The 26301-nt window shown below is 67.9% G+C and carries 26 protein-coding genes; 12 read left to right on the top strand and 14 right to left on the bottom strand.

Translation table 11 applies throughout. The annotated features are described in order from the left end of the window. The first annotated feature begins 225 nt into the window (after nucleotides 1-225). Nucleotides 226-1224, top strand: coding sequence for a hypothetical protein (locus AC0685_RS35940; protein ID WP_478229544.1), 999 nt, complete (start codon nucleotides 226-228; stop codon nucleotides 1222-1224). Between the two features lie 115 nt (nucleotides 1225-1339). Here AC0685_RS35940 and AC0685_RS35935 read toward each other — a convergent pair whose 3' ends face one another. The 3 genes from AC0685_RS35935 to ddaH all read right to left on the bottom strand — a co-directional run bounded on the left by AC0685_RS35935 (nucleotide 1340) and on the right by ddaH (nucleotide 3698). After that, nucleotides 1340-1999 carry a glycoside hydrolase family 75 protein gene (locus tag AC0685_RS35935; RefSeq protein ID WP_478229543.1) on the bottom strand — a complete coding sequence of 220 codons (660 nt, stop codon included), beginning with the start codon at nucleotides 1997-1999 and terminating at the stop codon, nucleotides 1340-1342. A gap of 105 nt (nucleotides 2000-2104) precedes the next feature. Next, nucleotides 2105-2761 carry a polysaccharide deacetylase family protein gene (locus AC0685_RS35930; RefSeq protein ID WP_478229542.1) on the bottom strand — a complete coding sequence of 219 codons (657 nt, stop codon included), beginning with the start codon at nucleotides 2759-2761 and terminating at the stop codon, nucleotides 2105-2107. A 91-nt stretch (nucleotides 2762-2852) separates the two neighbouring features. Continuing rightward, on the bottom strand, nucleotides 2853-3698 hold the full coding sequence (ddaH, locus tag AC0685_RS35925) for a dimethylargininase (RefSeq protein WP_478229541.1): 846 nt from the start codon (nucleotides 3696-3698) through the stop codon (nucleotides 2853-2855). Between the two features lie 73 nt (nucleotides 3699-3771). On the opposite strand from ddaH, the gene AC0685_RS35920 reads away from it, so the two are divergent. The 4 genes from AC0685_RS35920 (at nucleotide 3772) to AC0685_RS35905 (ending at nucleotide 8287) form a co-directional block, all read left to right on the top strand. Beyond that, nucleotides 3772-4218, top strand: coding sequence for an Lrp/AsnC family transcriptional regulator (locus AC0685_RS35920; RefSeq protein ID WP_005151923.1), 447 nt, complete (start codon nucleotides 3772-3774; stop codon nucleotides 4216-4218). Between the two features lie 57 nt (nucleotides 4219-4275). After that, nucleotides 4276-5028 carry an enoyl-CoA hydratase gene (locus AC0685_RS35915; protein ID WP_478229540.1) on the top strand — a complete coding sequence of 251 codons (753 nt, stop codon included), beginning with the start codon at nucleotides 4276-4278 and terminating at the stop codon, nucleotides 5026-5028. Nucleotides 5029-5315: 287 nt separating this feature from the next. Beyond that, nucleotides 5316-7223 carry a 2-oxoacid:acceptor oxidoreductase subunit alpha gene (locus AC0685_RS35910; RefSeq protein ID WP_478229539.1) on the top strand — a complete coding sequence of 636 codons (1908 nt, stop codon included), beginning with the start codon at nucleotides 5316-5318 and terminating at the stop codon, nucleotides 7221-7223. After that, the gene (locus tag AC0685_RS35905) at nucleotides 7220-8287 is read left to right on the top strand and encodes a 2-oxoacid:ferredoxin oxidoreductase subunit beta (protein ID WP_340684843.1); all 1068 of its coding nucleotides are present in this window, start codon (nucleotides 7220-7222) and stop codon (nucleotides 8285-8287) included. The genes AC0685_RS35910 and AC0685_RS35905 overlap by 4 nt, the downstream gene beginning before the upstream one ends. A gap of 64 nt (nucleotides 8288-8351) precedes the next feature. On the opposite strand, the gene AC0685_RS35900 is transcribed toward AC0685_RS35905, so the two are convergent. Further along, nucleotides 8352-9665, bottom strand: coding sequence for a sunset domain-containing protein (locus AC0685_RS35900; RefSeq protein ID WP_478229538.1), 1314 nt, complete (start codon nucleotides 9663-9665; stop codon nucleotides 8352-8354). Nucleotides 9666-9680: 15 nt separating this feature from the next. Next, the gene (locus AC0685_RS35895; RefSeq protein ID WP_478229546.1) at nucleotides 9681-10706 is read right to left on the bottom strand and encodes a polyprenyl synthetase family protein; all 1026 of its coding nucleotides are present in this window, start codon (nucleotides 10704-10706) and stop codon (nucleotides 9681-9683) included. A gap of 78 nt (nucleotides 10707-10784) precedes the next feature. On the opposite strand from AC0685_RS35895, the gene AC0685_RS35890 reads away from it, so the two are divergent. Continuing rightward, nucleotides 10785-11033, top strand: a complete 249-nt coding sequence (locus tag AC0685_RS35890) for a hypothetical protein (protein ID WP_478229537.1) — start codon at nucleotides 10785-10787, stop codon at nucleotides 11031-11033. A 1-nt stretch (nucleotide 11034) separates the two neighbouring features. On the opposite strand, the gene AC0685_RS35885 is transcribed toward AC0685_RS35890, so the two are convergent. After that, complete coding sequence (locus AC0685_RS35885) at nucleotides 11035-11340, bottom strand: DUF6204 family protein (RefSeq protein WP_478229536.1); 306 nt, start codon at nucleotides 11338-11340, stop codon at nucleotides 11035-11037. 179 nt (nucleotides 11341-11519) lie between these two features. Between AC0685_RS35885 and AC0685_RS35880 the strand changes: the two genes are divergently transcribed. Both AC0685_RS35880 and AC0685_RS35875 read left to right on the top strand, forming a co-directional pair. Next, nucleotides 11520-12179 carry a hypothetical protein gene (locus tag AC0685_RS35880; RefSeq protein ID WP_340684847.1) on the top strand — a complete coding sequence of 220 codons (660 nt, stop codon included), beginning with the start codon at nucleotides 11520-11522 and terminating at the stop codon, nucleotides 12177-12179. Nucleotides 12180-12291: 112 nt separating this feature from the next. Beyond that, a complete protein-coding gene (locus AC0685_RS35875) occupies nucleotides 12292-12927 on the top strand; it encodes an SRPBCC family protein (RefSeq protein ID WP_478229535.1) in 636 nt (211 codons plus the stop codon). On the opposite strand, the gene AC0685_RS35870 is transcribed toward AC0685_RS35875, so the two are convergent. The 3 genes from AC0685_RS35870 to AC0685_RS35860 form a co-directional block, all read right to left on the bottom strand. Beyond that, nucleotides 12903-13643, bottom strand: a complete 741-nt coding sequence (locus AC0685_RS35870; RefSeq protein WP_478229534.1) for an HNH endonuclease — start codon at nucleotides 13641-13643, stop codon at nucleotides 12903-12905. The genes AC0685_RS35875 and AC0685_RS35870 overlap by 25 nt on opposite strands. Further along, a complete protein-coding gene (locus AC0685_RS35865) occupies nucleotides 13640-14827 on the bottom strand; it encodes an AAA family ATPase (RefSeq protein WP_034310707.1) in 1188 nt (395 codons plus the stop codon). The genes AC0685_RS35870 and AC0685_RS35865 overlap by 4 nt, the downstream gene beginning before the upstream one ends. 150 nt (nucleotides 14828-14977) lie before the next feature. Next, nucleotides 14978-16123, bottom strand: a complete 1146-nt coding sequence (locus AC0685_RS35860) for a hypothetical protein (RefSeq protein ID WP_478229533.1) — start codon at nucleotides 16121-16123, stop codon at nucleotides 14978-14980. 305 nt (nucleotides 16124-16428) lie between these two features. Here AC0685_RS35860 and AC0685_RS35855 point away from each other — a divergent pair, with 305 nt between their 5' ends. The 4 genes from AC0685_RS35855 to AC0685_RS35840 are packed head-to-tail and all read left to right on the top strand — an operon-like array spanning nucleotide 16429 to nucleotide 19489. Then, on the top strand, nucleotides 16429-16845 hold the full coding sequence (locus AC0685_RS35855) for a hypothetical protein (protein ID WP_478229532.1): 417 nt from the start codon (nucleotides 16429-16431) through the stop codon (nucleotides 16843-16845). After that, nucleotides 16845-17450: a DUF3558 domain-containing protein gene (locus tag AC0685_RS35850; RefSeq protein WP_478229531.1), complete on the top strand. Its 606-nt coding sequence runs from the start codon at nucleotides 16845-16847 to the stop codon at nucleotides 17448-17450. The genes AC0685_RS35855 and AC0685_RS35850 overlap by 1 nt, the downstream gene beginning before the upstream one ends. After that, nucleotides 17450-18709: a PPE domain-containing protein gene (locus AC0685_RS35845; protein ID WP_478229530.1), complete on the top strand. Its 1260-nt coding sequence runs from the start codon at nucleotides 17450-17452 to the stop codon at nucleotides 18707-18709. Before AC0685_RS35850 ends, AC0685_RS35845 begins: the two co-directional genes overlap by 1 nt. A 27-nt stretch (nucleotides 18710-18736) precedes the next feature. Next, nucleotides 18737-19489: an ESX secretion-associated protein EspG gene (locus tag AC0685_RS35840; RefSeq protein ID WP_478229529.1), complete on the top strand. Its 753-nt coding sequence runs from the start codon at nucleotides 18737-18739 to the stop codon at nucleotides 19487-19489. On the opposite strand, the gene AC0685_RS35835 is transcribed toward AC0685_RS35840, so the two are convergent. The 5 genes from AC0685_RS35835 to nuoL form a co-directional block, all read right to left on the bottom strand. Further along, a complete protein-coding gene (locus tag AC0685_RS35835; RefSeq protein ID WP_478229528.1) occupies nucleotides 19442-20224 on the bottom strand; it encodes a helix-turn-helix domain-containing protein in 783 nt (260 codons plus the stop codon). The two genes, AC0685_RS35840 and AC0685_RS35835, sit on opposite strands and share 48 nt — an antisense overlap. 32 nt (nucleotides 20225-20256) lie before the next feature. After that, nucleotides 20257-21042: an alpha/beta fold hydrolase gene (locus tag AC0685_RS35830; protein ID WP_478229527.1), complete on the bottom strand. Its 786-nt coding sequence runs from the start codon at nucleotides 21040-21042 to the stop codon at nucleotides 20257-20259. 97 nt (nucleotides 21043-21139) lie between these two features. Then, complete coding sequence (nuoN, locus tag AC0685_RS35825) at nucleotides 21140-22705, bottom strand: NADH-quinone oxidoreductase subunit NuoN (protein WP_478229526.1); 1566 nt, start codon at nucleotides 22703-22705, stop codon at nucleotides 21140-21142. Nucleotides 22706-22824: 119 nt separating this feature from the next. Beyond that, entirely contained in the window at nucleotides 22825-24396 is a 1572-nt protein-coding gene (locus AC0685_RS35820) for an NADH-quinone oxidoreductase subunit M (RefSeq protein ID WP_478229525.1), read from the bottom strand. Next, the gene (gene nuoL, locus AC0685_RS35815; protein WP_478229524.1) at nucleotides 24396-26294 is read right to left on the bottom strand and encodes an NADH-quinone oxidoreductase subunit L; all 1899 of its coding nucleotides are present in this window, start codon (nucleotides 26292-26294) and stop codon (nucleotides 24396-24398) included. Before nuoL ends, AC0685_RS35820 begins: the two co-directional genes overlap by 1 nt. Nucleotides 26295-26301: the final 7 nt, after the last annotated feature.

Here is a 26301-nt window from a genome sequence, read left to right as displayed (position 1 = left end):
AAGGAAAAAAAAAGCAAAGGAAAGCGGGAAAAGGTCGTGGGAGTGTGCGGGGGGGGGGGGGGGGGGGGTGGGGTTGGTGGGGGGGGGTTTTTGGGTTCCCACCCAAAACCCCCACCCACGACCAACCCGACCCAGTTATCCACAGCCAGCGCTTCTCTTCACCTGTTTATCCACAGATTCGCTTCATGCCCGCCGTGACCGTCGCCGGACGGCGATCGTGGGAAGGTGCCCACCCACAGCCGCTGGTCCGAGGCTTCGATCCCGGCCGAACAACGCCCGAGCTGGCCGGTCCTCCTGGCGGAACAGCATGGAATCGTCAGCACCCGGCAACTTCGTGCCTATGGCCACACGGTGGCCGATATCGAAGCCAACCTCGAGGCCGGACGCTGGCAACGAGTGCTACCGCGCGTCTATGCGATGTTCACCGGCGCCCTCTCCAGGTCCGCCAAGATTCACGCTGCCCTGAAGTACGGGGGCGGCCACGCCATCTTGAGTCATCGCACCGCCGCCGAAGAATGGGGACTCGTACCGATCGTCGAAGGCCCGGTCGAGATCACGGTTCCGTACACGTTTTCAGCTGTCTCGTGCCCACCGCTGGTCATCGTGCACCGCTCGCGCGCCTTGCCGCATATCGCGACCGGCACAGTGCCACCCCGGACTCGCCTGACGGACACGATCGTCGATCTGGCCACCGCGCAGAGAACCCCGAAACTCGCCACCACCACGGTGGTCGATCTGACCAGTCGCAGCAAAGTCTCCTTGCGCGCAATGGAGGAATGCGTATTTCTCAGACCTCCGTTCCGCTACCGGCCCGCCATCCGGCACGGCCTCGCACTTCTCGGCGGGGGATTGATGTCAGCATTGGAGGTGGAATACAAGGAAACGGTCGAGGACGCCCACGGCCTTCCGCCGGGCAGTCGCCAAACGCCCTTCGAAGTGAAGGGAAAGATCCTCTGGGAAGACGTCACTTATGACTCGCACGGTGCCCCGGTGACGGTCAGGCTCGACGGCCGGGCCACTCACGCGATGGCGGACATCGCCTTCCGTGACCGGGAACGGGACAACGCGGCGGAACTGGCCGATCGAGCGCGTCTCGTCTACGGCTGGCATGACGTGCGGAAGTCATCGTGCGAAGTCGCCGCGGAGGTCCGCATCGTCCTTGTCCGAGAGGGCTGGGATCCGACCGGCGGCCGCGCCCCGACGTGCCTGCGGTGCGGCAAGTGAGCGACAAGGCCACGGTGACCGATGGGTACCGGTGGTCGTGAGTGGCGATTCGGGTTAGAACACGAATCGCCACTCACGACCGACCCGACCCATCGCCTACCTACCCCTCACTCGTTCACCCGACGAACTTCGCCGCCAGGGCCTGTCCGACCGAGGTCGACTTCCCGTGGTCCTCGATCGGCGAAACCTTCGAGTTCTTGAAGCAGATGTAGGTCACGCCCGAGCCGACGCCGCCGTTCTTCGGGTCCGGGTTGATCCCCAGCGCCTTCGCGGCCGCATAGGACGCTTCGCCGATGATGTCCTTCGGACCGGTGTCACCGATGACGGTGTAGAGCACCTTGTCGTTGTAGATCACCGCGCACGAACCGGCGCCCTTGAGGCCGGCCTTCTCGAAGTTCCACGTGCCGCTGATGCTCGGCACGACGACGTAGGGCGTCTGGTCGGCGATCAGCGCCTTGCCGTCGGAGCGCGGATACGCGGTGCCGTCCTGGAACCACGGGTCCGTGTTCTTGTTGCACCGCGCGGTCGGCTGCCCGTCGCAGTCGACGTCCATGTCGGCCTTCCAGAACACGGCGCCGCCCGCGTCGCAGACCGCGATGGTCCGGCCGGTTTCCTCATCGGTCTTGTACTTGCCGTTCGACACCTGCTTGCAGCTGGTGGTCTTCGCCAGCAACTGCTGCGCGGTCGGGGCCGCCTCCGGGGATGCGGCGGCCGTCGCCGCGGGAGCCAACCCGGCGGACACGACCATCGCCGAGAACAGGAGCAGTTTCCGCATACCGAGCACCCCTTTGTTAATAAAACTTCTTTACCGAGGGTGCTCGGAATGCCTTCGCCGCCGTTTCAGCTCAAGGGTTATTTTCCCACCACGCAAAGAAAAGGGTCAAAAGCGGGCAAGCCTGGCGACCCGCGCCATAAGCCGTCCCGCTCGACGGTACAGGCCCTCCCGCTCACCGAGCACACTGTCGATCCACTCCTGGTCGACGTCGTGCAGGACCTCGATCCGAGGCCGTAGCCAGCCGTCGACCGAAGCCGCGCCGCCTTCGGTCGTGTAGACCCTCGTCGCGCCGAAACGCCGAAGCCTGCTGAGCACCCGCCGGTCGTAGGCGCCGAACGGCGGCGCGTACGCGCGCACGGGTTTCCCGCTCAAGTCCGCGAGCAGTTTCGGCGCGGTTTCCAGTTCACGCCGGGCGTTCCGGTCGTCCAGCCGCCGCCAGTCCCGATGCTCCCAGCCGTGCGAACCGATCGACATCCCCGCCTCGACCAGCTCGCGAAGGCCGTCGGCGTCGAGGAAACCCCGCTGCCCGATCCGGCCCGCCAGCGGGAAGAACTCAGCCGTGAGATCGCGCTCCACCAGTCTGGGGAGCGCGATCTCGACGTCCGAGGAGTTGCCGTCGTCGAAGGTGAGGCTGACGTCTTCGCGTCCGGCCACCGCGTCGAGCACCCGCTCGAACTGTTCGACCGTCACCCAGGTTTCGTTCTCGCCAGGATCCAGCGCGCGCACGGGTTTGCCCACGCCGCCGATCGCCAGGATCACCATCCGCGCCTCATTCGGGACCGAGTGAATTTCCCGATTAATCGAATTGGCGAATGGAGTAGTTACACGATCCCGCAAGATGTCCCCGAACGGATTACTTGCGGATCTCCAGGGTGCAGCACTTCGGGCCGCCGCCCGCCTTCCTGAGCTCGGAAATATCCAGGAAGACGACCTCGTAACCGCGTTCGGTCAGCCGCGCCGCCAATCCGGTCGCCTCGACCGGCAGGACGACGTTGCGGCCGTCGGACACCCCGTTCAGGCCGAAGCACTCCGCGTCGGCCCGGTCCGCGATTACCGCGTCCGGGAACATCCGCTCCAGCACCTTCCGCGACCCGGCCGAGAAGGCTTCCGGGTAGTAGGCGATCTGGGCGGACGTGGTGTCGGTGGCCTCGGCGAGCACGAACAGCGCGGTGTCGAGGTGGTAGTAGCTCGGGTCGATCAGCCGCAGCGACACGACCGGGACGCCAAGGACCTCCTGCGCTTCGGCGTGCGCGGCCGGGTCGGTGCGGAAGCCGGTGCCGGCGAGCAGGACCTTGCCGGTCCAGGCGAAGTCGCCTTCGGCCTCGTTGATCTTCTCGGGCATGGTGATGTCGCGGTAGCCGTGCTCGACGAACCAGCGGCGGAAGTGCTCGGCCTCGGCGGTGCGCTGCGGGGCGCGGAACCGCGAGCCGAGCACGCGTCCGTCGACGACGGTGCCCGAGTTCGCGGCGAACACCATGTCGGGCAGGCCGGGCTGGGCCTCGATCTCCTCGACGGTGTGGCCGAGGCGCCGATAGGTGTCGCGGAGTTCGGTCCATTGCGCCATCGCGGTGTCGATGCTGACCGGGACGGACGGGTCCATCCACGGGTTGATGACGTAATCCACCGCGAAGTACCGCGGCGGGCACATGAGGTAGCGGCGCGTCGTGGGTACACGGGGCTGCTGCTCCAGTTCCGGCATACCCGAAGGGTATGGCTCACTAATTCCGCAATCAATCGCTGTTCGCTGCGCACATACCTGCTAAACATTGCGTGTGAACACCATCGACCAGCGAATCGTTTCATGCCTGATGGCCAACGCGAGGTCCAGCTACGCCGACATCGGCAAGGTGGTCGGCCTGTCCGCGCCCGCGGTGAAGCGACGGGTCGACAGACTGCTCGAAACCGGGGTCCTGCGCGGGTTCACCGCGGTCGTCGACCCCGAAGCGCTGGGCTGGGGCACCGAGGCGTTCGTCGAGATGACCTGCAACGGCAACATCACCCCGGCCAGGATCCGCGCCCGGCTGGAGCCGTTGCCGGAGGTCGTCGCGGCGTACACGGTCTCGGGCGCGGCCGACGCGATCGTCCATCTGCGCGCCTCGGACATCCACCATCTGGAGACCGCGCTGGAACGGCTACGCGGGCTGGAGATCGTCGACCGCACGGTGTCCACCGTCGTCCTTTCCCGGCTACTGGAACGCCCGCCGACCCCCGAGGCATGAACCTTTCCCGGCTACTGGAACGCCCGCCGACGCCCGAAGCGTGACACCCTCGTCCCCGTGACCGATCAGATCCACTCCAGCCACGACGGCGGCGTCGCCGTGCTCACCATCGACGCGCCCGCGACCCGCAACGCACTGACCCTCGACCTCTCCGCGCAGCTCGCCGAGGCCGTTTCGCGCGCCGAAGCCGACGAAAGTGTCCACGCTTTGGTCATCACCGGCGCACCGCCGGCCTTCTGCGCGGGCGCGGACCTGGACACGCTCGCCGGCGCCAGCGAGGACGGACTCCGCGCCATCTACGACGGATTCCTCTCGGTTGCGCGGTGTCCCCTGCCCACGATCGCCGCGGTCAACGGTGCCGCCGTGGGCGCCGGGCTGAACCTCGCGCTCGCCGCGGACGTCCGCATCGTGGGACCGAAGGCCAAATTCGTGGCCAGATTTCTCGATCTGGGCATCCATCCCGGCGGCGGGATGACGTGGATGATCCAGCGGCTCGTCGGACCGCAGAAGGCCGCGGCGATGACACTCTTCGGTGAAGTCGTCGGCGCCGAAGCCGCCGTCGAATGCGGGCTCGCGCTCCGGCTCGTCGACGGCGACCTGATCAAGACCGCCCGTGAACTGGCGAAACCCGCCGTCTGCGCCCCGCGCGACGTCCTTCTCGCGACGAAGCGCACGCTCCGGCACACCTCGTCGCTGACCGACCATTCGGCCGCCGTCGACGCCGAGATCGCGCCGCAGCTGGCGTCACTCACCGCACCCGCGTTCACCGAACGGCTGGCCAGGCTCAGGGCCTCGATGACCGGCCGATGACCGTTCCTCGACCGGACTTCACTACGCTGGAAGGAGATACGGCTCACAATCGAGCCGCATCGCCGACCGTTACCATCGGTAACAGATAAACCGGATAATCCCCGCTCAGCGGCGAGCTCAGGACACTCCAGGAGTAGGACCAGACCGTTTTACGGCAACCTGGAGAGTGTGCCGAGGACTAACCTCGGGACATGGCACCTGTGACCTGGCCGACAGCCGGGCGAGGCACGCCGATCCCCGGCACGGCCGGGGACGACGCACGTCGGGAGAGAGGGAATCCCTGACCTATGAGCACGAGTGCGAACGGCAACGGCTCCTTGTCGGCCGTCAGGCCCACCGAGGTCGCCAAGCTGGACCGGGTGGTCATCCGGTTCGCCGGTGACTCCGGTGACGGCATGCAGCTGACGGGCGACCGGTTCACCTCCGAAGCGGCCGCCTTCGGCAACGACCTGTCGACCATGCCGAACTTCCCCGCGGAGATCCGCGCGCCGCAGGGCACCATCCCCGGCGTCTCGAGCTTCCAGGTGCACTTCGCCGACTACGACATCCTGACGCCGGGCGACCGGCCGGACGTCCTGGTCGCCATGAACCCCGCCGCGCTGAAGGCGAACCTCGCCGACGTCCCGGCCGGCGGGACGATCATCCTCAACACCGACGAGTTCACGAAGCGGAACCTGGTCAAGGTCGGCTTCGAGAACGATCCCCTCGACGACGACACCCTTTCGGCCTATCAAGTCCACCGGGTGGCCATGTCGACGTTGACCAGGGGCGCGCTCGAAGAGACCGGCCTGTCCAAAAAGGACGCCGAACGCGCGAAGAACATGTTCGCGCTCGGGCTGCTCTCGTGGATGTACCACCGGCCGACCGAGGGCACGGAACGCTTCCTGCGCGAGAAGTTCGCGAAGAAGGCCGACATCGCCGAGGCCAACATCCTGGCCTTCCGCGCGGGCTGGAACTACGGCGAGACGACGGAGTCGTTCGCGACGACGTACGAGGTCGCGCCCGCGAAGCTGAACCAGGGCACGTACCGCCAGATCACCGGGAACACCGCGCTGGCGTACGGCCTGGTCGCCGCCGGGCAGCAGTCCGGCCTGCAGATCCTGCTGGGCACGTACCCGATCACCCCCGCGTCGGACATCCTCCACGAGCTGTCCAAGCACAAGAACTACGGCATCCTCACCTTCCAGGCCGAGGACGAGATCGCCGGCATCGGCGCCGCGCTCGGCGCCTCCTATGGCGGCGCGCTGGGCGTCACCTCGACGTCCGGGCCCGGTGTCGCACTGAAGTCCGAGGCCATCGGTCTCGCGGTGATGACCGAACTGCCGCTGGTCGTCGTCGACGTCCAGCGCGGCGGCCCGTCGACCGGCCTGCCGACCAAGACCGAACAGGCCGACCTGCTGCAGGCGATGTTCGGCCGCAACGGCGAATCCCCGGTGCCGATCATCGCGCCGCTGTCCCCCGCCGACTGCTTCGACGCGGCGATGGAGGCCACCCGGATCGCGCTGAAGTACCGCACACCGGTGTTCCTGCTGTCGGACGGCGCGATCGCGAACGGCTCCGAGCCGTGGCTGATCCCGGATGTCGAGGATCTGCCGGATCTGCGCGTGGAATTCGCCACCGAGCCGAATGCCGAGGACGGTTCCGGGGAATTCTGGCCGTATGTGCGTGACCCCGAGACCCTCGCCCGAGCGTGGGCGGTGCCGGGCGCCGCCGGCCTCCAGCACCGCATCGGCGGGCTGGAGAAGGCCGACAAGACCGGCCACATCTCCTACGACCCCGACAACCACGACAAGATGGTCCGCCTGCGCCAGGCCAAGATCGACGGCGTCGACGTCCCGGACCTCCTCGTCGACGATCCGAGTGGCGGCAAGGCACGGGTGCTGGCGCTCGGCTGGGGCTCCTCCTACGGGCCCATCGGCGCCGCGTGCCGCCGCGTCCGCAAGGACGGCATGCCGATCGCGCAGGCGCATCTGCGCCATCTCAACCCGTTCCCGGGCAACCTCGGCGACGTACTCCGTTCGTACGACACCGTCGTCGTCCCGGAAATGAACCTCGGCCAGCTTTCGATGCTCCTGAGGGCCAAGTACCTCGTCGACGTGAAGTCGTACACGAAGGTCGCCGGGCTGCCCTTCAAGGCCGAAGAGCTGCAAGGCGTCTTCACGGAGATCATCACCAGTACGGAGGGGGCGAAGTGACCGCGATCGACCTGGGGATCCCCACTCTCGGCGGCTTGGACCTTGTGCCGACCGAGACCGAACCGCAGAAGGCGAAGGACTACAAGTCGGATCAGGAGGTCCGCTGGTGTCCCGGCTGCGGGGACTACGTCGTGCTCAACGCCGTGCAGTCGTTCCTGCCGACACTCGGCCTCAAGCGCGAGAACATCGTGTTCATCTCGGGTATCGGGTGCTCGTCCCGGTTCCCGTACTACCTGAACACCTACGGTATGCACTCGATCCACGGCCGGGCGCCGTCGATCGCCACCGGGCTCGCGACCGCGCGGCCGGACCTGTCGGTGTGGGTCGTCACCGGTGACGGCGACGCGCTGTCCATCGGCGGCAACCACCTGATCCACGCGTTGCGCCGCAACGTGAACATCAAGATCCTGCTGTTCAACAACCGGATCTACGGCCTCACGAAGGGCCAGTACTCGCCGACGTCCGGGCCGGGCATGGTCACGAAGTCCACCCCGATGGGCTCGGTCGACACCCCGTTCAACCCGCTTTCGCTGGCGATCGGCGCCGAGGCGTCGTTCGTGGGCCGCGCGCTCGACTCGGACCGCAAGGGACTGACCGAGGTGCTGGAGGCCGCCGCGAAACACCGCGGGTCGGCGCTGGTGGAGATCTACCAGAACTGCCCGATCTTCAACGACGGCGCCTTCGACGTCCTCAAGGACAAGGACGAGGCCGCGACCCGGCTCATCCCGCTGAAGGCGGGCGAGCCGATCAAGTTCGGGCCGCAGGGTGAATACGGGGTCACGCGGAGCGGCTGGGCAGGCCTGGAGGTCGGGAAGGTCGCGAACATCGGCGAGGAGAACCTCGTCGTGCACGATCCGGCGATCGAGGACACCTCGTACGCGTTCGCGCTTTCGCGGATCGGCGACCAGAACCTGAACCACGTGCCGACCGGCATCCTGCGGCAGGTCGAGCGGCCCACCTACGACGACCAGGCGCGTGCCCAGGTCGCGGAGGCCCGGGCCGCCCGCGAGCCCGACCTGCAGGGGCTGCTGCGCGGCAAGGACACCTGGACCGTCGTCAGCTAGCCCAGAACTGCAATGAAGGGGCCTTTCATCGCAAATTTTGCGATGAAAGGCCCCTTCATTGCAGTCAGGTGAGGGGACGGAAGCCCACGCGCTCCGCGTCGGCGGCCGAGCGGAACCAGACCTCCGCGACCATCTTCGGGAACTGCGGCGAGTCCTCCGTGCAGTACCGCAGCGCGGTCACGCTGGCCTTGACCGCGAAGTCGTCGGCGGGACGGCCACCGCCCGGCCGCGGCATCGCCGAACCGGGACCGAACGGACCTGGCGGGACGGACTCCGTCACCGGAGCGACCTGCCGCGCGGGCGGGGGCTCCGGGGCCGGCATCGCGTCGCCGGGCTGGACGGCGGGCTCGAACAGCGAACCGCTCTGCCCACCGGACAGTTCCGGCTCACGACGTTCGATCGCCCGCATCGACGGCTGGATCGGCTGTGGCGGCTCGAAACCGCCGAGCACCGCACCCCGCGGCGTGCGCTTGGGCAGCACCTGGGTGGCTTCGGCGGGCGACTCGGGCTGCTCCGAGTCGAGGGGACCGGCCTTCGCTTCTTCGTCGGAACCGAAGGCGTACGCGGGCGGGTCGTGCAGCTCCTCTTCCCGCTCGAACCAGTTGGTCTCGACGGGGGGCTGCTCGGTCTCCACGCGCGACGCGGGGCTGAACAGCGAAACCGGCTCCGGCTGCGTCTCGGCGCCTTCGGGGTCCAGCTGCATCTCCAGGCGGGACCGGTACGGCCCCTCGCCCGGCGACGACGGCTGCGGCTCGGGTTCCGGCTCCGGCTCCGGCTCGACGTCCAGCTTCGACGCGGGCTGGAGGTAATCGGTCGCCGCGGCGACGTACGGGTTCTCGGGCTCCGGCTCGGGTTCCGGCTCCGGCAAGGCCGCCCGGATGTACTGCGTCCGCTCGGCCGAGGGCTCCGGGTCCGGCTCAGGCTCCGGGTCCGGCTGGGGCGCGGTGCGGTACTCGGCCTCGTACTCTTCTTCAGGCTCGAAGATCTGCGTCGCGGAGTGCTCCGGCTCCTCGGCGGTGTCCTCGTACACGTCCTTGGCGGGCTCCTCGGCAGGCTCGGTCCACTGCTGGGCGGGCTCCTGCTCGGTGAGCGTCTCGGGGTACGCGGGTTTCGGCTCCTCGACGGCCGCGAACTCCTCGTCCAGCTCGTCGTGCGACGGCTTCGCGAGGTACGCGGTCCCGCCGGCGACGGCCGCGGCACCCGCGCCGAGGCTCACCCCGGCCGGCAGCCTCGACGTCTCGGCGTGCGCGGTGGCCAGCGAGCTTTCCAGCTCACGGATGCGTTTGCGCGCCGGGAGCACCAGCACCAACCAGGTGAGCAGCGCGCCGACGACGAACGCCAGCAGACTCCACAGCCAAACCTGTCCGAAAATGGACATCTAACCTGCCCTTTGTCAATGCGTTCGTGCGACCAGGTAGTCGGCGACCGATTCGCAGGCGTCCCGGGCGGGCGACGCGGGCAGCGCCGCGAGTTCGGCACGCGCCCGACGAGCGTAGTCGGAAAGAGTTTCGCGTGCGCGTTCGAGTCCGGACGAGGCACGCAGCAGGTCCAGGGCCTCGGCGACCAGCTTGTCGTCCGAGATCGGGCCCGACAGCAGCTCGACCAGGCGCGGATCGGTGGCCGGGTCGGCCAGCGCGTACAGCATCGGAAGGGTGCGGACGCCTTCGCGCAGGTCTGTTCCCTGCGCCTTGCCGAGCTCGTCCGAGGCGGACGCGATGTCGATGACGTCGTCGGAGATCTGGAACGCCGTCCCGACGATGTCGCCGAAGCGGCGGAGCGCGTCGATGTAGTGGTCGGGCGCGCCGGACATCATCCCGCCGAACCGGCCGGAGGTGGCGATCAGCGAGCCGGTCTTCTGCGCGATGACCGTGAGGTAGTGCTCGACCGCGTCGTCGCCGTCTGCCGGGCCGACCGTCTCGCGCATCTGCCCGGTGACCAGCTCGCCGAAGGTCTCGGCGATGATCCGGGCCGCGTCGGTGCCGAGGTCCGCGACCAGCCGCGAGGCGTGCGCGAACAGGAAGTCGCCGGTCAGGATGGCGATGGTGTTGTCCCAGCGGGCGTTGACGCTCTCCGCGCCGCGGCGCATCGTCGCCTCGTCCATCACGTCGTCGTGGTACAGCGTCGCGAGGTGCACCAGCTCGACCGCCGCCGCGGCGGTGACCACCTGGTCGCCCTGCTTCGGCCCGAACTGCGAGGCCAGCAGCGTGAACAGTGGACGGAAACGTTTGCCGCCCGCCTCGACCAGGTGCGAAGCGGCGTCCTCGACGGCCTTGACGTCACTGCGGACGACCTCGCGGAGCAGCGTCTCGACGTCGGCGAGACCGGTCGCGAGCGTGCGCAGGAGCTGCTCGTCGGCGATCTGGAGCCCCACGGACGCGCGCAGGTCCTCGATGGCACCACCTGGGGCAGGTGAAGACACAGACACGTCGGCTCCGCTCTCTTTGACACCGTTCGGGGTTGCTCCCAGCGTAGTGGCTACCCGCTGAGGCCCGTTGACGTGCTGTCCAGGGGAAACGGTGACGAAGATGACACCCCCGCCGAGTATCCCGCCCGCTTCGGCGCGAACTGGGGGAACAACATGGGAAGTCCGGATGATTCCGGCGACAGACCGGCGTGGAAGCCTCCCGCCGAAGACCACCGCGAGCAGCGTTCGACGGTGTGGATCACCGTCGTCCTCTTCGCCGTGTTCATGGCGGTGATGCTGGTCGTGGCCGTGCTCGTGGTGGGCGGCGTGAAGGCGGCCTGAGTCAGCGGCGGCGGATCTTGATGTCGTCCATGCAGGTCGCCTTGCCCGCGACGTCGCGGTACGGATAGCCCTTGGCGTCCAGCAGTTCCATGACCTTCAGTTCGGCTTCGTCGAGCACGTCCCGCTCCTCTTCGCCCCGCAGCGTGATGCGGAAGGTGAACGCGCCGAGGTGCGCGCTGTAGCCGAGCAGGCCGTCCTCGGTGAACCCCATCACCTGATGCTGATCAAGCTCGGCGAGCAGCCCGGCGCGGGTGTCGGCGTCGGGGTGGTCGAACTTGCCGTTGACGAGGACGCGGTAGGTCGGCATGCGCTCGAATATACAGACCTGTATCCGGATACGAATCAGAATATCCAACGGGTCTCCATGATCCACGGTCGAGTGAAACGACCGTCACGCGCGCAACGGGCGAATCCGACACGCAGATAGTGATGACAAAGGAAGAACGGCCAACCGGCTCGCTCTCCGTCACGTGAGGAGGACGTGGAATGCGCATCACCATCGCAAGCCGGGCGGGCCTGGTCGGCGCGCTGCTGCTGGCGGGTCTCGGTGCCGGGGTGACCCCGGCCGCCGCGTCGAACCCCGCGGGCGTGGCCTCGCTCGGCTCCGCCGCCTTCACCAAGGGCACCTCGGCGCCGATCTCGATCGCCTCGCTCGCCGACTGCGCGGTCGAGGGACCGACGAGCAACTCGTCCGGAGTCGTGACCAGGACCGGGATCACTTTCGGTGGCGGCACGTCGACGTGCACGACCACCGTCGTCGACCCCGAAAACGACGTCACCACGACGAAGTCGGAGGCCAAGGGGCAGAACTTCGAGCTGTCGGCACTGGTCTCGTCGAGCGGGCCGCGGATCAAGATCAGGTCCTACTCGGTCAGCTGCACGGCGACCCAGACCAGCACCAACGCCAGCTGGACCTATGGCGGCGCGACCGGGCTCGGCACCCTGCCGTCGCCGGTGCCGGTCGGCTACGTCAAGCCGATCACCAAGTCCAACGGCACCCTGCTCGCCGAGGCGATCTTCAACGAGCAGACGTTGCCGGGCGACGGCAGCATCGGGCTGACCATGCTGCGGATCAAGTTCGCCCCCGGATCGAACATCACCGGCGAAGTGGTCGTCGGGCGCACGGCCTGCTCTCCCACTCCGTAAGCCAACCCGCCGGGAAAGGGGCGTCCGGGACTCACCGGGCGCCCCTTTTCCATTCTGGCTTATATAAGTCTCGGCTGATACCTTGTCGGCAACCGAGCCGAGGAGGGCACCGATGGTCGACGTGACCAGCCAGATCAACTCCGTCCAGCGCAGGCTGGGCAAGCGCGTGGTCGAAGCGGGCGAGGCGGTGACGGCCACCGTCAGCCAGGTCTACGACACCGGCCTCGACGACCTCTGGGACGCCTGCACCAATCCCGAGCGCATCCCGCGCTGGTTCCTGCCGATCAGTGGCGATCTGCGCGTCGGCGGCAAGTACCAGCTCGAAGGCAACGCGGGCGGAACGGTCGAGCGCTGCGACCCGCCCAAGAGCTTCGCGGCGACCTGGGAGTACGGCGGCGACGTCAGCTGGATCGAACTCCGGCTGAGCCCCGAAGCCGACGGGCGCACCCGGTTCGAACTCGACCACACCGCCGTCCCCAACGAGCACTGGAACCGGTTCGGGCCCGGCGCCGTGGGCATCGGCTGGGACATGATGCTGAACGGGCTCGCGCTCCACCTCGAATCCGGCGAGGCCGCCGACCCCGAGGCCGCCATGGCCTGGATGACCAGCGAAGAGGGCGTGCGGTTCATGACACTGAGCAACGATGCCTGGTACGAGGCCGACGTCGCCAACGGGACGGACGCGGCCACCGCCCGCACCCGCGCCGACGCCACCTTGGCCGCCTACACCGCGCCGCCGGAGAGCTGAAGGTCCTCGGCGAGCTCCGGGGCGCGAAGCAGGTCGATGAGCTCGTCGTCCGCCCGGAACACGGCGCGGGCTCCCGGCATCCCCGCCTGCCGGAGCATCGCGTGGAGGACATCGGCGTGCGGCTGGTCGAGCAGGGTCCAGACCATCGCGCGCCGTTTCCCGTCGTCCCCCAGTTCGCGCGCGGCCCACCAGCCCATGACGAGCGCGCTCACCTGGTTGACCGCCGTTTCCCGCCCCCGCGCCAGTTGCGCGCGATTCAGCCCGCACACCTTGATGGTCTGCTCGCCCTTTTCGGTCAGCGCGCGGTAGGTCCCGATCGACAGCACCAGGAACAGATGCTCCAGCGGGTCTTCGGCGGTCGGATCGATGAGCAGGCTGTCGCCGTCTTCGTCCACCGGGAAAAGGTCGCGTTTGTGGTGGCTGTTGCAGTACTCGCAGGCGAGCACGTGGTTGAGCCAGTCGAACGCGCGCCCCGGATTCCGCGCGATCGGCTCGAAATGGTCCACAGTGGACCCGAGGCCGTCGCCGCAGTACATGCAGTAGCCGCGGCCGGCGGCCATCACGTCCAGGCCCGCCCGCAGAGAACGCCGCACGGCACGCGAAACCCGCCAGAGCCGCCGGGCTTCTTTCGTGTCACCGGGAGGGATCCGCGCCGTCAGCTCTTCGAGATCGGCCACCACCCGGCCCGGCAGCGCGATCCGGCGGATCCCGATCACCGATCGTCGGCCTCGAACCGCCTGGCCACCTCGTCGACCCGGCTCGGCGGCGAACTGCTCAGCATGCCCCGGAGGCGTTCCCATTCCCGGACGCCGTTCGCGTCCGCGCGGCCGGACGCCACCTGGAACTCCAGCTCGGCCAGATGCTCCCGCAATTCGACCGCCTGCGGCGAATACGGCGTGTCCAAGCCGAAAAGATCGGACAGCACGGCGTCGTCGCCGGAGCCGAACACGACCCGCTCGTACAGCTCCTCGGAGACCACCCGCGGCGGGACGTCCTCATCGGGACCCGAAAGCCGGATGAGGCCGCCCGGATCGGCGGCCTGGCAGACGTAGGGGCTGTGCGTGGTGACGATGAACTGGATCCGCGGGAAATGCGCCTTGAACCACGACCCCATGCGTTTCTGCCACGACACGTGGAGATGCGCGTCCACCTCGTCGATGATCACGACACCGGGACTCTCGTGGTCGAGGCCGGCGCCGTCGAGCTGTTTGAGCAGGTCGACCACGAGCGCGGTCACCGTGCGATAGCCGTCGCTCATCTCGCGCAGCGGGAACCGATCGCCCCGGTACTCGACCCAGAGCCCGTCCGAATCGACGTCCCGGATCCGGTAGCCGCCGGGCAGGAGACCGTCACCGAGGATCTCCAGCGCCGCGTCCTTCAGTTCACGGGCACCCGCTTTTCCTTCCAGGGCACGGAGATGCTGATTGATCAGCCAGGTGACGCCCTCGGCGAGCGAAGCGTCTTCGTGGAACAGGCTGGCCATCCGCGCCAGCGATCCCGCGCCGCGCATCCACGACTCGGCCTCGCCGCTCCCGCCCGCGAGCCGCCGGAACGGCCCGTACGCCGCGCAGAACGGCTGGCCCGGCGGAAGCCCGGAGATCGGCAGCAGGCCGGAGTCGAGCCAGCGGACCTCGACCGGCGCCGGGCCCTCCTCGCGCATCACCGACAGCTCGATCGACCCGGACGTCTGATCGTTCGAGATCCAGCTGCCGGCGTCCGACAGCAGCCCCCAGGCGACGTCCGGCGCCGCCGCGACCGCGATCGCGCGCAGCAGCGAGGTCTTGCCGGAACCGTTGCGCCCCGCGAGCACCACCCAGCCAGGGCCGGGCAGCCGGAGGTCGACGGCGCGGGCGCCGCTGAAGCCGCGGATGTTCTCCAGCCGGACCCGCTCGATGTACATGGAGAAAGCTTAGTGCCTGTCGGCGGAGCTGAGATGTGGCCGGAACGGGACCATACGCGTGAACCCGCCCGGCCGAAGGCCCCGGGGGCGCCCTGTCCGCCTCTGTCGATCGCGGTCGCGGGTTCACAGACACTTACGACGGCGCGGACGTCACCTGGCCACCCGGAAGTGGGTCGCCATCACGAGCTCCATCACGGCGTGCGCCTTGGCGACGTCCACGGCCGGGAGCGCCCTGGACCGCGGCCATTCGTCGACGCCCCTCTCCTGCTGCGACGAAATCAGCAGCCGGACGTGCCCGCGCGAGGCGAGATTCCCGAACGGCGAGACGTACATGAGGAATTCGCTCTCGTCCTTGGTGCGAAGGGTGACTCCCGGATTCCCGCTGAACGAGTGCTGACGATGGTCTTTGAAGGTGCCCTTCGGATCCGCGTGCCACTCGCCGGGCGCGCCGCCGTTCGCGGTGACCCCGGCTTCGATCTGCACCCGATGGCGCGGTTCGACGAAGTAGCAGGAACCCGGCGTGGCGATCGGCTCGAACTCCGGCCCGAAGGTCTTCTTGACCGCATCCCGGAACACCGCGCACTCGACGTTCGGGTCGGCGGCGCCGGCGGCCAGGATCACCTCGGCTCCCGCGGGCACCTGGGCCTCGACCGCCGGATCGCAGGTCTCACCCTTGCTGGTGGAGACCCAGTTGGCGCAGGCACCGACGCGGGCGCTGTCCTGAGCGTCCGGCGGGTAGACGAGGTCGCGGGGCAGCTTCGCGGCTCCGGCGGTGGCGAAGTCTCGGAGGAGCCCGCAGTCCTTGCTCCGGCTCTGGATCCCCAGCTCGAACTGGACCGCGCGTTGGAAGCTGACCGGCACGGTGATCGCACAGCCGTCGACCGAGCCCTCGCGGCGGGACTCGACCTGGTAGGCCTTCACGCCACCGAGATCGACGACGGCTCCGTCGTTCCGGAGAGCCGCGTGGGCAGGGTCCACGTCCTGGACGTAGAGCAGGGCCATGTCTCCTCGGACGAGCGCGCACCGTTTCCTGCCGTACTTCACCTCCGGACGCGTGGTCGCCAGTGCGGCATCCAGCGGCTGCCGAAGCGCGTAGGTGACACGATCGATCAGCTCGCAGAAGTCGGTCGCGGCGAGAGCGGCGTCGACGGCTTGTTCGTCACGATCCGCGGGACGCGGTTGCTTGGGCTGCCATTTCGGAAACTGCGGTGGCGGCGGGGGCGTCTCCACGGAATCCGTACAAGCCGCCAGTAACCCGACGAGTACTGCGCCGAGAATCACTCTTTGAAACTTCATTACGCAGAGTGTGCAAATTCGACACCTGCTCCACCAGGAGGAACCCGGTTTCCTGAGGCAGGTTCACACGATTGATTTTCACGGATAGTCACCAGGTTCGCCGACGCTATTCAGCGGGGAGCGGGACTTTATGCAGCCGGGTTCACCGCCCCGGGAACCCTGGTAATCTTCCCGGCGTCGGATTACGCAGGGTGCATCGGGGAGACGCGCCTTGTAGCCACGGGAGGGGCAGATGACGACGGTGACTTCGGGGCGGCTTCGGCCATTCAGCGAGGAACGTTTCACGGCGCCAGGGGTGCATGGCCATGCCTGAGGGTTCGCCGACCTATGAACCGGGCCTGCGTTGGAGCGAGGTCGATCGCTTCCGGCCCAGCGGGGGTTCCTACGGGACGCCTGTTGCCCAAGGGGCGGGGTTCAAGTACGACGAGGCGACCCTCCACGAGCTGGTGAAAGAGTGGACTGACCTGGCCAAGGAGTACAGGGACGACCTCGCTGATGCGCGGATGATCGCCGTAGCCCGACCGCCGGGAATGGAATTCGCCAGTAGAGACAATGCCGCCATCACTCGGCAGTCCGGCGAAGCACTCGTGGCGGCCCTTGAGCAGCGTGTCGCCTACTGCGAGAACATGACCAAGAAGTACGTCACCGCTCTCGGCAAGTACGCAACCGCGGACGACCACGCAAAGACAGTCATCAACCAGCAGTCGAAGGGCATCGTCTGATGCGACGCACCATCCTTGTCCTCAGCGCGGCCACGCTCGCCCTCGCGGCCTGCTCGACTCCCACCACCAACGGCACACCCACGCCCACCAGTGGTGGAACAAGCCCGAACCCGTCGAACTCGACTCCTGGCGTACCCAAGGTCGAGCACCCGATCGACGTGGCACGGTTCAAAAAGGCCCCATGCGACGCTCTGACCAAAGTGCAGATCGAGGAACTCCTCGGCCCCGATACCGAAACCGTGCCGCGAGACGGTGGTGCTGGGCCTGCCTGCAGGTGGTCCATCCCTTCAACCAGTCGGCCTCTGATCGACGCAATCTTCGCTGACCTGCCGGACAGTGGCACCGCGAAGTTTTACGAAGGCAAGGGAACGACCTACAAACTTCTCGAGCCACTGGAACCGATCGACGGCTACCCGGTGACCGCATACGACGTCAACGACAATCGCGCCAAAGGTGACTGTTCGGTGGCGCTGGGAACCAGCGACACGCAAACCATCGGCATCTCCCTGGTTCAATCCGAAGCCAATGTCGGCACAAAGGATCCCTGTGCCGCCGCTCGTGAGGCCGCAGTCAGGGTGCTGGCCACCATCCGAGGGGGCAACTGATGCCGGCAGGCCCGATCACCGCTGCCCAGATCTACGAGCAGATCACCAAGGGTGAAGGCACCGGTTCGCTCTCCGAGGCTCAGCGTGCCGCCTTCGACCTGACCGCCAAGCACCACGAGCGCGCGCAGAAGCTCTCCGCGCTCACCCAGAAGACCATGGCCGGCTGGCAGGGTGGCGCCAGCGACGCGGCCGCCGACGCGACGAAGCCTGTTGTGGAAGCCGCGTACGACGACGCGATGCATCTGGCCGTGGCCCAGTCGGCGATCAGCGCGCAGATGGACGCGTTCGGCACGGCCAGGAACTCGGTCAAGCCGGTTCCGCCCGAGCAGCCCGCGCCGACGGCCGAGGACGTCAAGGCTGTCATGAGTGGCGGTCTGGTCGGCTACTGGAGCAAGGTCCAGGGGTATCAGGCCGACAGCCAGCACAACATCGACACCTTCGCGAGCTATCACTCCGCCAGCACCGCCAACGGTGACGAGCTGCCCGCCCAGTACGCGCAGCTCACCGACCCCGGCGGCAGCGTGACCCTGGACGAAGGCGGCGCCGGGAAGCCGGCGGTGAGGGGGTTCGGCGACGGCTCCGACGGACGCGAACACGGTGTCGGTGAGCCCTACCGAGGTCCGAGCGGTCCCGGCGGGCCGAGTGGCCCCAACGGGCCGAGTGCGCCCGGCGTAGCTGACAGCGGCCCGCAGCCTGGGCAAGGGCCCCAGCCGGGTCACCAACAGACCGGCGGGCAACAGCGGCCGGACGACGGGACCCGCGCGAATTCGTACACGCCGCCCCAGACCACTCCGGTCGTGCCGCCGGCGGCGAACCTCGACTTCGGGCCGACCGGCAAGCCGAACCCCACGTACAACACGCCCGGCGCTTTCCCGCCCGGGTACGGCCCGGGAACGACCGGGCCCACGCCGTACGGTCCGGGCACGGGTGGCAGGTCACCCGGAGTACCGAGCGGCGGCGGTTTCCGCGGACCAGGCGGGCCAGGCGGGCCCGGACAGCAGCCCGGCATGGGTGGCCGAAGCGGCGCCGGGATGCCCGGTGAGGGCGTGGCCGGTCGCGGTGCGGCGGGAGCAGCGGGCTCGACCGGTCGGGGCGGGGCGAACGGGATGCCGATGGCGCCCGGCGCCGCTCGCGGGAAGGGCGAGGAGGACAAGGAGAAGAAGGCTCCGGCGTACCTCCAGAACCCGGATCCCGACGAGACCTTCGGCGGTTACACCGAGAAGCCGATGCCGCCGGTGATCGGCGAGAAGAAGAAGTAGCACCACAGTCCCAGGGGAGGGAGGCACGTGGTGCTCGCGCGCCCGGTCGAGATCACGCTCGACACCTTGTTGACCGCGTTCCGTCACGCCGGCTGCGGAGATCCGCATCTGATCTTCGCGGGCGGGCTGCGCTATATCCCGCCGTCGTCGCGGAACGGCGAGGAAAGGGCGGCGTTCGAGGAGCTCGGCGGGCTCGGGTTCACCGAGGGCAAGCGGCTCACCAGCGACTTCGAGGACGTCCTGCACATACTCGACCGGCCGAACACCGAGTACTACGCGACGTTGCGAACCGAGACGGAGCAGTACAACGTGCTCGTCGCCGTACGCGGACGGGCCGCGGTGACCGCGATCTGCGAGGGGAATCGCGTGTGGCTGAAAGGCGTGCGGACCGCCGACCGCGCGGCGGCGCTCGTGATGAACCTGCCCGAGTACCCGCCGGCGCGGTTCGCCCCGTTCTCCTTGCCCCAGGACGACTTCAACGGCGACAGTGGGGACGGTCTCTACGACGAGCCCGAGTCCCGAAGCCGCGAAGCACGGCAGCTGGACGAGGTCTTCGAGCAGCCCTATTTCGGTGTCGGTTTCTTCGCCGCGGCCATGCGCCCTGACGGGGGAAAACGCACAGAGGCCACGGATGGCCTGTCCTATCTGGACCTCGACTCCGGACGGGTGGCCATGCACGTGAGCGGTTCTCCCCGGAACCGGTACATCACCGTCCTGCCCGGCGAACCCACGTTACTGGCCCAGAAAGTCGCCGCGCTGCGGGCAAGTCTCGACCACTGACTCGATCAGGCGCACCGACCGCGCCGGATCCAGCGCGACGGCGTCCACAGTGGACCGGAGGTAGGGCTCGACATCGCAGGGCCGGTGCAGGAACAGCCCGCATCGCCGATGTTCCAGGTACACCACCGGTGGGGCGTCGCCGAATTCCAGCAAAACATAAGCATCACCCGCATGTGCCCCGGCGGCGAACGGGATGACCCGGAGTTCGACGGTGGGCCGCTCCGCCATCGTGATGAGATGCCGAAGCTGATTCGCCATCACCCGCGGCCCACCGACCTGACGGTGCAGCGCCGCTTCGTCGATATACGCGACAAACCTCTTCTGCCCTGACAGTTTCTGCCGCACTCCCGGGGCCGCCGCCCTCGCGTAGGAGGGAGTCCACAGCAGATCGGGCAGGAGCGTTGCCCCGAAAGCGACGATCTTGGTGGCCTCCTTTTCGTACTGCGCGAGCGTTTCACTCTGGAAGGACGCGTCGGCGAACCACCACTGCCCGCTGTCGCGAGACAACGAGAGCAGGGCCTCTCGCCGCTCCCCGGTGACCTGATAGACCGCGAGCAGCGCCGACACCTCCTCGGCGGACGCCGCGCGGAGGCCGGTTTCGATCCGGCTGATCGTCGACTGGGACCACGCCAGTTTGTCGGCCACTTCGGTCGCGGCCAGTCTGGCGGCCTTCCGCGCGGCTCGCAGTCCGTCGGCGAGGGCCCTCGCCTGGGGTGTGGGTCTCGGCTTCGGCATCGCGACCACCCTGCCCGATGCGCTCGGGCAAGTCATTCCCCGAGCCGGGCGACCTCGTGCACGGCCGCGGAAATGGCACGGAAGTCCTTGCGCAGCAAGGCTCCATGGTTGCTCTCGACCTTCGCGCTCACCTTGATGTTCGGATTGCGCGCGGTCACACCGTCGAGACTCGTCCGGATCTTTTCCTGCTCGTCTTCCTTGCTGCCGAACGAGGTTCCCGACGCGACCACGTATCGCGTCGGGACGGTGATGCCGTCGAGCACCGGGCCCAGCTCGGCCTCCCGCGAGAGCTTGCCTAGTTCGATGTTGCTCTCCGCCTGCTCGGCGGCGGACATCCGCGGGGTCAGCCCGGTCGGGCGCAGCAGCGGCATGACCAAATTGAGGCGCTTGAACAGCTTCCGGATCCGCTGTTCCATGGCGTCGTCCATCCAGTCGTACGGGAACGCGCCGTCGACCAGGACCGCGCCGATGGTCCGTTCCGGGTTCCTGGCCGCCCAGTGCGCCGCGACGACCGCGCCGTAGGACCAGCCCACCACGACGGCCCGCTTCACTTCCCGGGCTTCGAGGACCGCGTCGACATCGCGAACGGCCGCCTCGAAGGAGTAGTCGGACGATCGCTTCGACTTGCCGCGGGCACGTTCGTCGTAGGTGATGTGGCGGAGGTCCGAGCCCAGGTCGGCGAGGATCCGCCGCCAGTAGCCCTGGGTCGCGAACTGGCCGTTGAGGTAGACGATCGGGATGCCGGGGCCACCGGAGTCGGTGACGGCCAGCGCGGTGTCTTCGACGGGGAGCATCCCGGTCCAGGTAGAGGAAGTCATGAGGGAACTATCGAGGTGCGGCCTGACACCGCTCTGACGTCGCCCTGACACGAAAAAGCCCCCTCACGTCAGCGAGGGGGCCTTCCGCGAAACCGGACTACTTGAGGGCGAAACCGCCGGAGCCCGCCCAGTCGAGGGCGAACGCCGGGAGCAGGCCGAGCACCAGCGTGACGATGACGCCGAGCGTGATCGCCGTGGTGGTGAACGCTCCGGGCACGGTGACGGTCGGACCGTCGGGGGCGGGCTCGGAGAAGTACATCAGCACGATCACGCGCAGGTAGAAGAACGCGGCGACGGCGCTGAAGATCAGAGCGACGACGACCAGCGGCGCCATCCCGTCGGACAGTGCCGCCGAGAACACCACGAACTTCCCGACGAAACCACTGGTCAGCGGGATACCGGCCAGCGCGAGCAGCAGGAAGGTGAACACACCGGCCAGTACCGGAGACCGCTTCGCCAGCCCCGCCCAGGCGGACAGGTGCGTCGCCTCGCCGTTCGAGTCCCGCACCAGCGAGACGACACCGAACGCGGCGAGCGTGGTGAAGCCGTAGGCCAGCAGGTAGAACAGCGTGCTCGACAGGCCTTCCTCGGTCATCGCGATCGCACCCACGAGCAGGAACCCGGCGTGCGCGATGGACGAGTAGGCGATCATGCGCTTCACGTCGGTCTGCGTCAGGCCCAGCACCGCGCCGATCAGCATCGAGATGATCGCGACGCCCCAGAGCACGCCGCGCCATTCCCAGCTCGTCGACTCGAACGCCACCTGGAACACCCGCAGGATCCCGCCGAACGCGGCGACCTTGGTGCAGGCGCCCATGAACGCGGTGACCGGGGTCGGCGCGCCCTGGTAGACGTCCGGGGTCCAGGTGTGGAACGGACCGACCGAACCCTTGAACAGCAGGCCGACCGCGAGCAGCCCGAGCCCGGCGAACAGCAGCGTGTCCGAGCGGTCCGAACCGGCGGCGGCGTTGGCGATGTCCGACAGCTTCACGGAGTTCGCGTAGCCGTAGAGCAGCGCGAGACCGTAGAGGAAGAACGCCGACGAGAAGGCGCCGAGCAGGAAGTACTTGACCGCGGACTCCTGCGAGAGCAGGCGACGACGGCGGGCGAGACCGCACATCAGGTACAGCGGCAGGCTCAGCACCTCGAGCGCGATGAACATGGTGAGCAGGTCGTTGGCCGCGACGAACGCCATCATGCCGCCGAGCGCGAACAGCGTCAGCGGGAAGACCTCGGTCTGCATCCCGGTGGTGCCGACCTGCGCGCGGTCCTGGACCGTGCCGGGGCGAATACCGGCCTGCGCGACGAAGGCGCCGCCCGGCTCGACCGAGCGATCCGCGATCAGCAGCAGCGCGCCCAGCGCGAGCGCCAGCAGCGTGCCCCACAGGAACAGCGACGGCCGATCGACGGCGATGGCGCCGCTGAAGGTCGTGATGCCGCCCTTCGGCGCGGAAGTGCTGGCGTACCAGGCGAGGAAGACGCCCGCCGCCCCGATCCCGACCAGGGACAGGAAGACCTGCGACGGCCACCGCATGTGCTTGGGCAGGAAGGCTTCGAACAGCACGCTGACACACGCGGCCCCGAGGATGATCAGGATCGGCGTGACGGCGAAGTAGTCGATCGACGGCACCGTCAGCGGTGGCGCCTGGGTCAAGAAGTGCACGGTTTACCTGCCTCCCTGCACGGTGTCTTCCAGGAGGGCGCATCCGCGTTCACGTAGACAGACCTTCGGCCTGCCTCCATGAACGCGGGCCCTTCGGGCGAAAGCGCCCTCGGACTTGGTCATTTCGCGCCTCCAACATTCACGCTCTGCGCATCCAGCGACGACATGGTCTGCTGCACCGACGGGGTGATCGTGTCGAGCACCGGCTTGGGGTAGAACCCGAGCGCGATGATCAGCACGACCATCGGCGCCAGGATCGCGATCTCCTTGCCGCCGAGGTCCTTGATGGCTTTGGTCGCCCCGAGTTCGGGGGCGATCGCCGTACCCGGTCCACCGCCCGCCGCCATCAGGGCGTCACCGCGGACGGGGCCCTGCATGACGCGCTGGTAGAGCCAGAGCACGTACGCCGCGGCCAGCACCATGCCGACCGTCGCGATGATCGTGTACACCGGGTAGTCCACAAAGGACCCCAGCAGCACCAGGAACTCACTGATGAAGGAGTTCGTGCCGGGCAGGGACAAGGTGGACAGACCGGCGATGAGCAGCATCCCGCCGAGTAGCGGGGTCACCTTCGCCATGCCGCCGTAGTCGGAGATCCGCGTGGACCCGCCGCGCATCACGATCAGGCCGACGACCACGATCAGCATGCCGGTGGCGAGGCTGTGGTTCAGCATGTACGACACCGAGCCGACCATCGCCTGCTCGTTGAAGGTGAAGATGCCCAGCGCGATGAACCCGAAGTGGGCGATCGACACGTAGGCGATGAAGCGCTTCATGTCGCGTTGCCCGGCCGCGAGGATCGAGCCATAAAGGACACCGGCGACGGCGAGCACCAGCACCCATGGCGCGAGTTCCTTGCTGGCCTCCGGGAACATCGGGAGGCAGTAGCGCAGGAACCCGAATGTGCCAACCTTGTCCAGCACACCGACCAGCAGGACCGCGACGCCGATGGGCGCCTGGCCCGCGGCGTCCGGCAGCCAGGTGTGGAACGGCACCAAAGGGGCCTTGATCGCGAACGCGAGGAAGAACCCGATGAACAGCCAGATCTGGGTACCCAGCGGAGCGTCGCGGACGACCGTGACGAGCGTTTCCCAGTCGAAGGTGCCCTTGCCGAGCTCGTCCGACGCCAGCGAGTACGCCCCGATCGCCGAGGCCAGCATGATCAGGCCGCCGAGGAACGAGTACAGGAAGAACTTGACCGCCGCGTACTGCCGGTTCGCGCCGCCGTAGCCGCCGATCAGGAAGTACATCGGGATCAGCATGATCTCGAACAGCACGTAGAACAGGAAGACGTCGGTCGCGGCGAACACCGCGATGGTCAGCGCCTCCTGCACCAGGATCAGTGACAGGAACCCGCCCGCCGAGCGCCCGGCCGGGAGCTTGTCGGTGAGGCCCAGCGCGCCGACCACGATCGGCACCAGCAGGCCGATGACCGCGATCATCACCAGCGCGATGCCGTCGATGCCGAACGAGATGTGGATGCCGAAGTTCGGGATCCAGTCCATCGAGGACTTCTGCTGGATCCGGTCCCCGGCCGGCGAATAGCTCGCCCACATCGGGATCACCAGCAGGAACGTCAGGAGCGACACCACGAGCGCGGTGAGCGTCGCCAGCCTGTCGTTTTTCTTCATCCCGGCGACGACCGCCGCACCGAGCAGCGGCAGCAGGATGGATGCGAGAACCCAGGTCATCAGGAGAACCTCACCAGCAGGAGTGCCGCCAGAAGCAGGAATGTGCCGCCCAGCATGGACAGTGCGTACGAGCGGACGAAGCCGGTCTGCAGGCGGCGCAGGCGCCCGGATCCGCCGCCGAGCGCGGCGGCGAGGCCGTTGACCGCGCCGTCGACCCCGCGGTTGTCCACGTAGACCAGCGCGCGGGCGAGCCAGGTGCCCGGGCGGGCGACCAGCGTCTCGTTCAGGGTGTTGCCGTACAGGTCGTTGCGCGCGGCCTTGACCACGGCCGAGACCCGTTCGGGGCGTTCCACCGGAACGTCCTTACGGCCGACGAAGAGCCACGCCGCCGCCGCGCCGAGCACGGACAGCGCCACGGTGAGGAACGGGACCAGCGCGTGCGGGATGACGCTGTGGCCACCCTCTTCGAGTGGACCGACCACCGGCGCCAGCCATTCCGCGAACCGGTCGCCGAGCGCGAAGAACGCACCGGCGCCGATCGAGCCGATCGCCAGGATGATCATCGGCCACTTCATGATCGCGGGAGACTCGTGCGGGTGGAAGTCGCGCCCGTCGCTGGACTTGATCTCCTTCCAGCGTTCCTTGCCGAAGAAGGTCATCACCATCAGGCGCGTCATGTAGAACGCGGTGAGCCCGGCGCCGAGCAGTGCCGCGCCACCCATCACCCAGCCGCGCCAGCCGCCCTGGCTCAGCGCCGCTTCGATGATCGCGTCCTTGGTGAAGAAGCCCGAGAGCGGCGGGATGCCGATCAGCGCCAGGTAGCCGAGGGCGAAGGTCCAGAAGGTGACCGGCAGGTGCTTGCGCAGCCCGCCGAACTTCCGCATGTCGACCTCGTCGTTCATGGCGTGCATGACCGAACCGGCCCCGAGGAACAGCCCGGCCTTGAAGAAACCGTGCGCGACCAGGTGCATGATGCCGAGCGCGTAGGCGATCGGCCCGAGGCCGACGGCGAGCATCATGTACCCGATCTGGCTGACCGTGGAGTACGCCAGGACCTTCTTGATGTCGTCGTAGGCGCAACCGATGATGCACCCGATCAGGAGCGTGACCGTACCGACGAGCGTGACGATCAGGCGGCCGTCCGGGGTGGCGTTGAAGATCTCGTGCGCGCGGGCGACCAGGTAGACGCCGGCGGTGACCATCGTCGCCGCGTGGATGAGGGCCGAGACCGGGGTCGGGCCCTCCATCGCGTCCGGAAGCCAGGCCTGCAGCGGGAACTGACCGGATTTACCGCAGGCGCCCAGCAGCAGCAGGATCGCGATCGCGGTGACCGCGCCGGTCGGGATCTGGCCGACGGCGCCGAAGACCTCGGCGTAACCGGTGCTCCCGACGTACTTGAACATCAGGAAGATCGCCAGCGCGAGCCCGACGTCACCGACGCGGTTCATCAGGAACGCCTTCTTCGCCGCGGTGGCAGCGGACGGACGGTCCTGGTACCAGCCGATGAGGAGGTACGAAGCGAGACCCACGCCTTCCCAGCCGAGGTACAGCGTCACGAAGCTGTTGCCCAGCACCAGGATCAGCATCGAGGCGACGAACAGGTTGAGGTACGCGAAGAACCTCGACCGGTCACGGTCCTCGGCCATGTAGCCGATCGAGTAGAAGTGGATCAGCATGCCGACGCCGGTGATCAGCAGCACGAACGTCAGCGAAAGCGCGTCGATCCGGAGCCCGAAGTCGACCTGCAGCGCCGAAACCGGGATCCACGAGAACAGTTTGACGTCCGCGGTGGCCTCCGTGTCGGCCGTGAAGAACAGGATCAGGCCGTACACAAAGGACAGTGAGACGGTCGCGCTGCCGAGGAGGTGTCCCCAGCCCCTGGCCCGCTTGCCCGCCAGCAAAAGAATAAGGGCGCCGAGAGCCGGGAAGGCCACCAGCAGCCACGATGATGCGGTCACTCTCGGT

It is taken from the genome of Amycolatopsis sp. NPDC043889, assembly GCF_056435645.1.
This window is presented reverse-complemented; position numbering and strand designations above follow the sequence as displayed.

Coding starts and splice junctions, on each gene's coding strand:
- AC0685_RS35935 (WP_478229543.1), bottom strand. CDS start 1,999: ATGCGGAAACTGCTCCTGTTCTCGGCGATGGTCGTGTCCGCCGGGTTG.
- AC0685_RS35865 (WP_034310707.1), bottom strand. CDS start 14,827: ATGTACATCGAGCGGGTCCGGCTGGAGAACATCCGCGGCTTCAGCGGC.
- AC0685_RS35885 (WP_478229536.1), bottom strand. CDS start 11,340: ATGCCGACCTACCGCGTCCTCGTCAACGGCAAGTTCGACCACCCCGAC.
- AC0685_RS35910 (WP_478229539.1), top strand. CDS start 5,316: ATGAGCACGAGTGCGAACGGCAACGGCTCCTTGTCGGCCGTCAGGCCC.
- AC0685_RS35860 (WP_478229533.1), bottom strand. CDS start 16,123: ATGAAGTTTCAAAGAGTGATTCTCGGCGCAGTACTCGTCGGGTTACTG.
- ddaH (WP_478229541.1), bottom strand. CDS start 3,698: ATGCCGGAACTGGAGCAGCAGCCCCGTGTACCCACGACGCGCCGCTAC.
- AC0685_RS35830 (WP_478229527.1), bottom strand. CDS start 21,042: ATGACTTCCTCTACCTGGACCGGGATGCTCCCCGTCGAAGACACCGCG.
- AC0685_RS35855 (WP_478229532.1), top strand. CDS start 16,429: ATGCCTGAGGGTTCGCCGACCTATGAACCGGGCCTGCGTTGGAGCGAG.
- AC0685_RS35850 (WP_478229531.1), top strand. CDS start 16,845: ATGCGACGCACCATCCTTGTCCTCAGCGCGGCCACGCTCGCCCTCGCG.
- AC0685_RS35930 (WP_478229542.1), bottom strand. CDS start 2,761: ATGGTGATCCTGGCGATCGGCGGCGTGGGCAAACCCGTGCGCGCGCTG.
- AC0685_RS35880 (WP_340684847.1), top strand. CDS start 11,520: ATGCGCATCACCATCGCAAGCCGGGCGGGCCTGGTCGGCGCGCTGCTG.
- AC0685_RS35820 (WP_478229525.1), bottom strand. CDS start 24,396: ATGACCTGGGTTCTCGCATCCATCCTGCTGCCGCTGCTCGGTGCGGCG.
- AC0685_RS35835 (WP_478229528.1), bottom strand. CDS start 20,224: ATGCCGAAGCCGAGACCCACACCCCAGGCGAGGGCCCTCGCCGACGGA.
- AC0685_RS35875 (WP_478229535.1), top strand. CDS start 12,292: ATGGTCGACGTGACCAGCCAGATCAACTCCGTCCAGCGCAGGCTGGGC.
- AC0685_RS35845 (WP_478229530.1), top strand. CDS start 17,450: ATGCCGGCAGGCCCGATCACCGCTGCCCAGATCTACGAGCAGATCACC.
- AC0685_RS35900 (WP_478229538.1), bottom strand. CDS start 9,665: ATGTCCATTTTCGGACAGGTTTGGCTGTGGAGTCTGCTGGCGTTCGTC.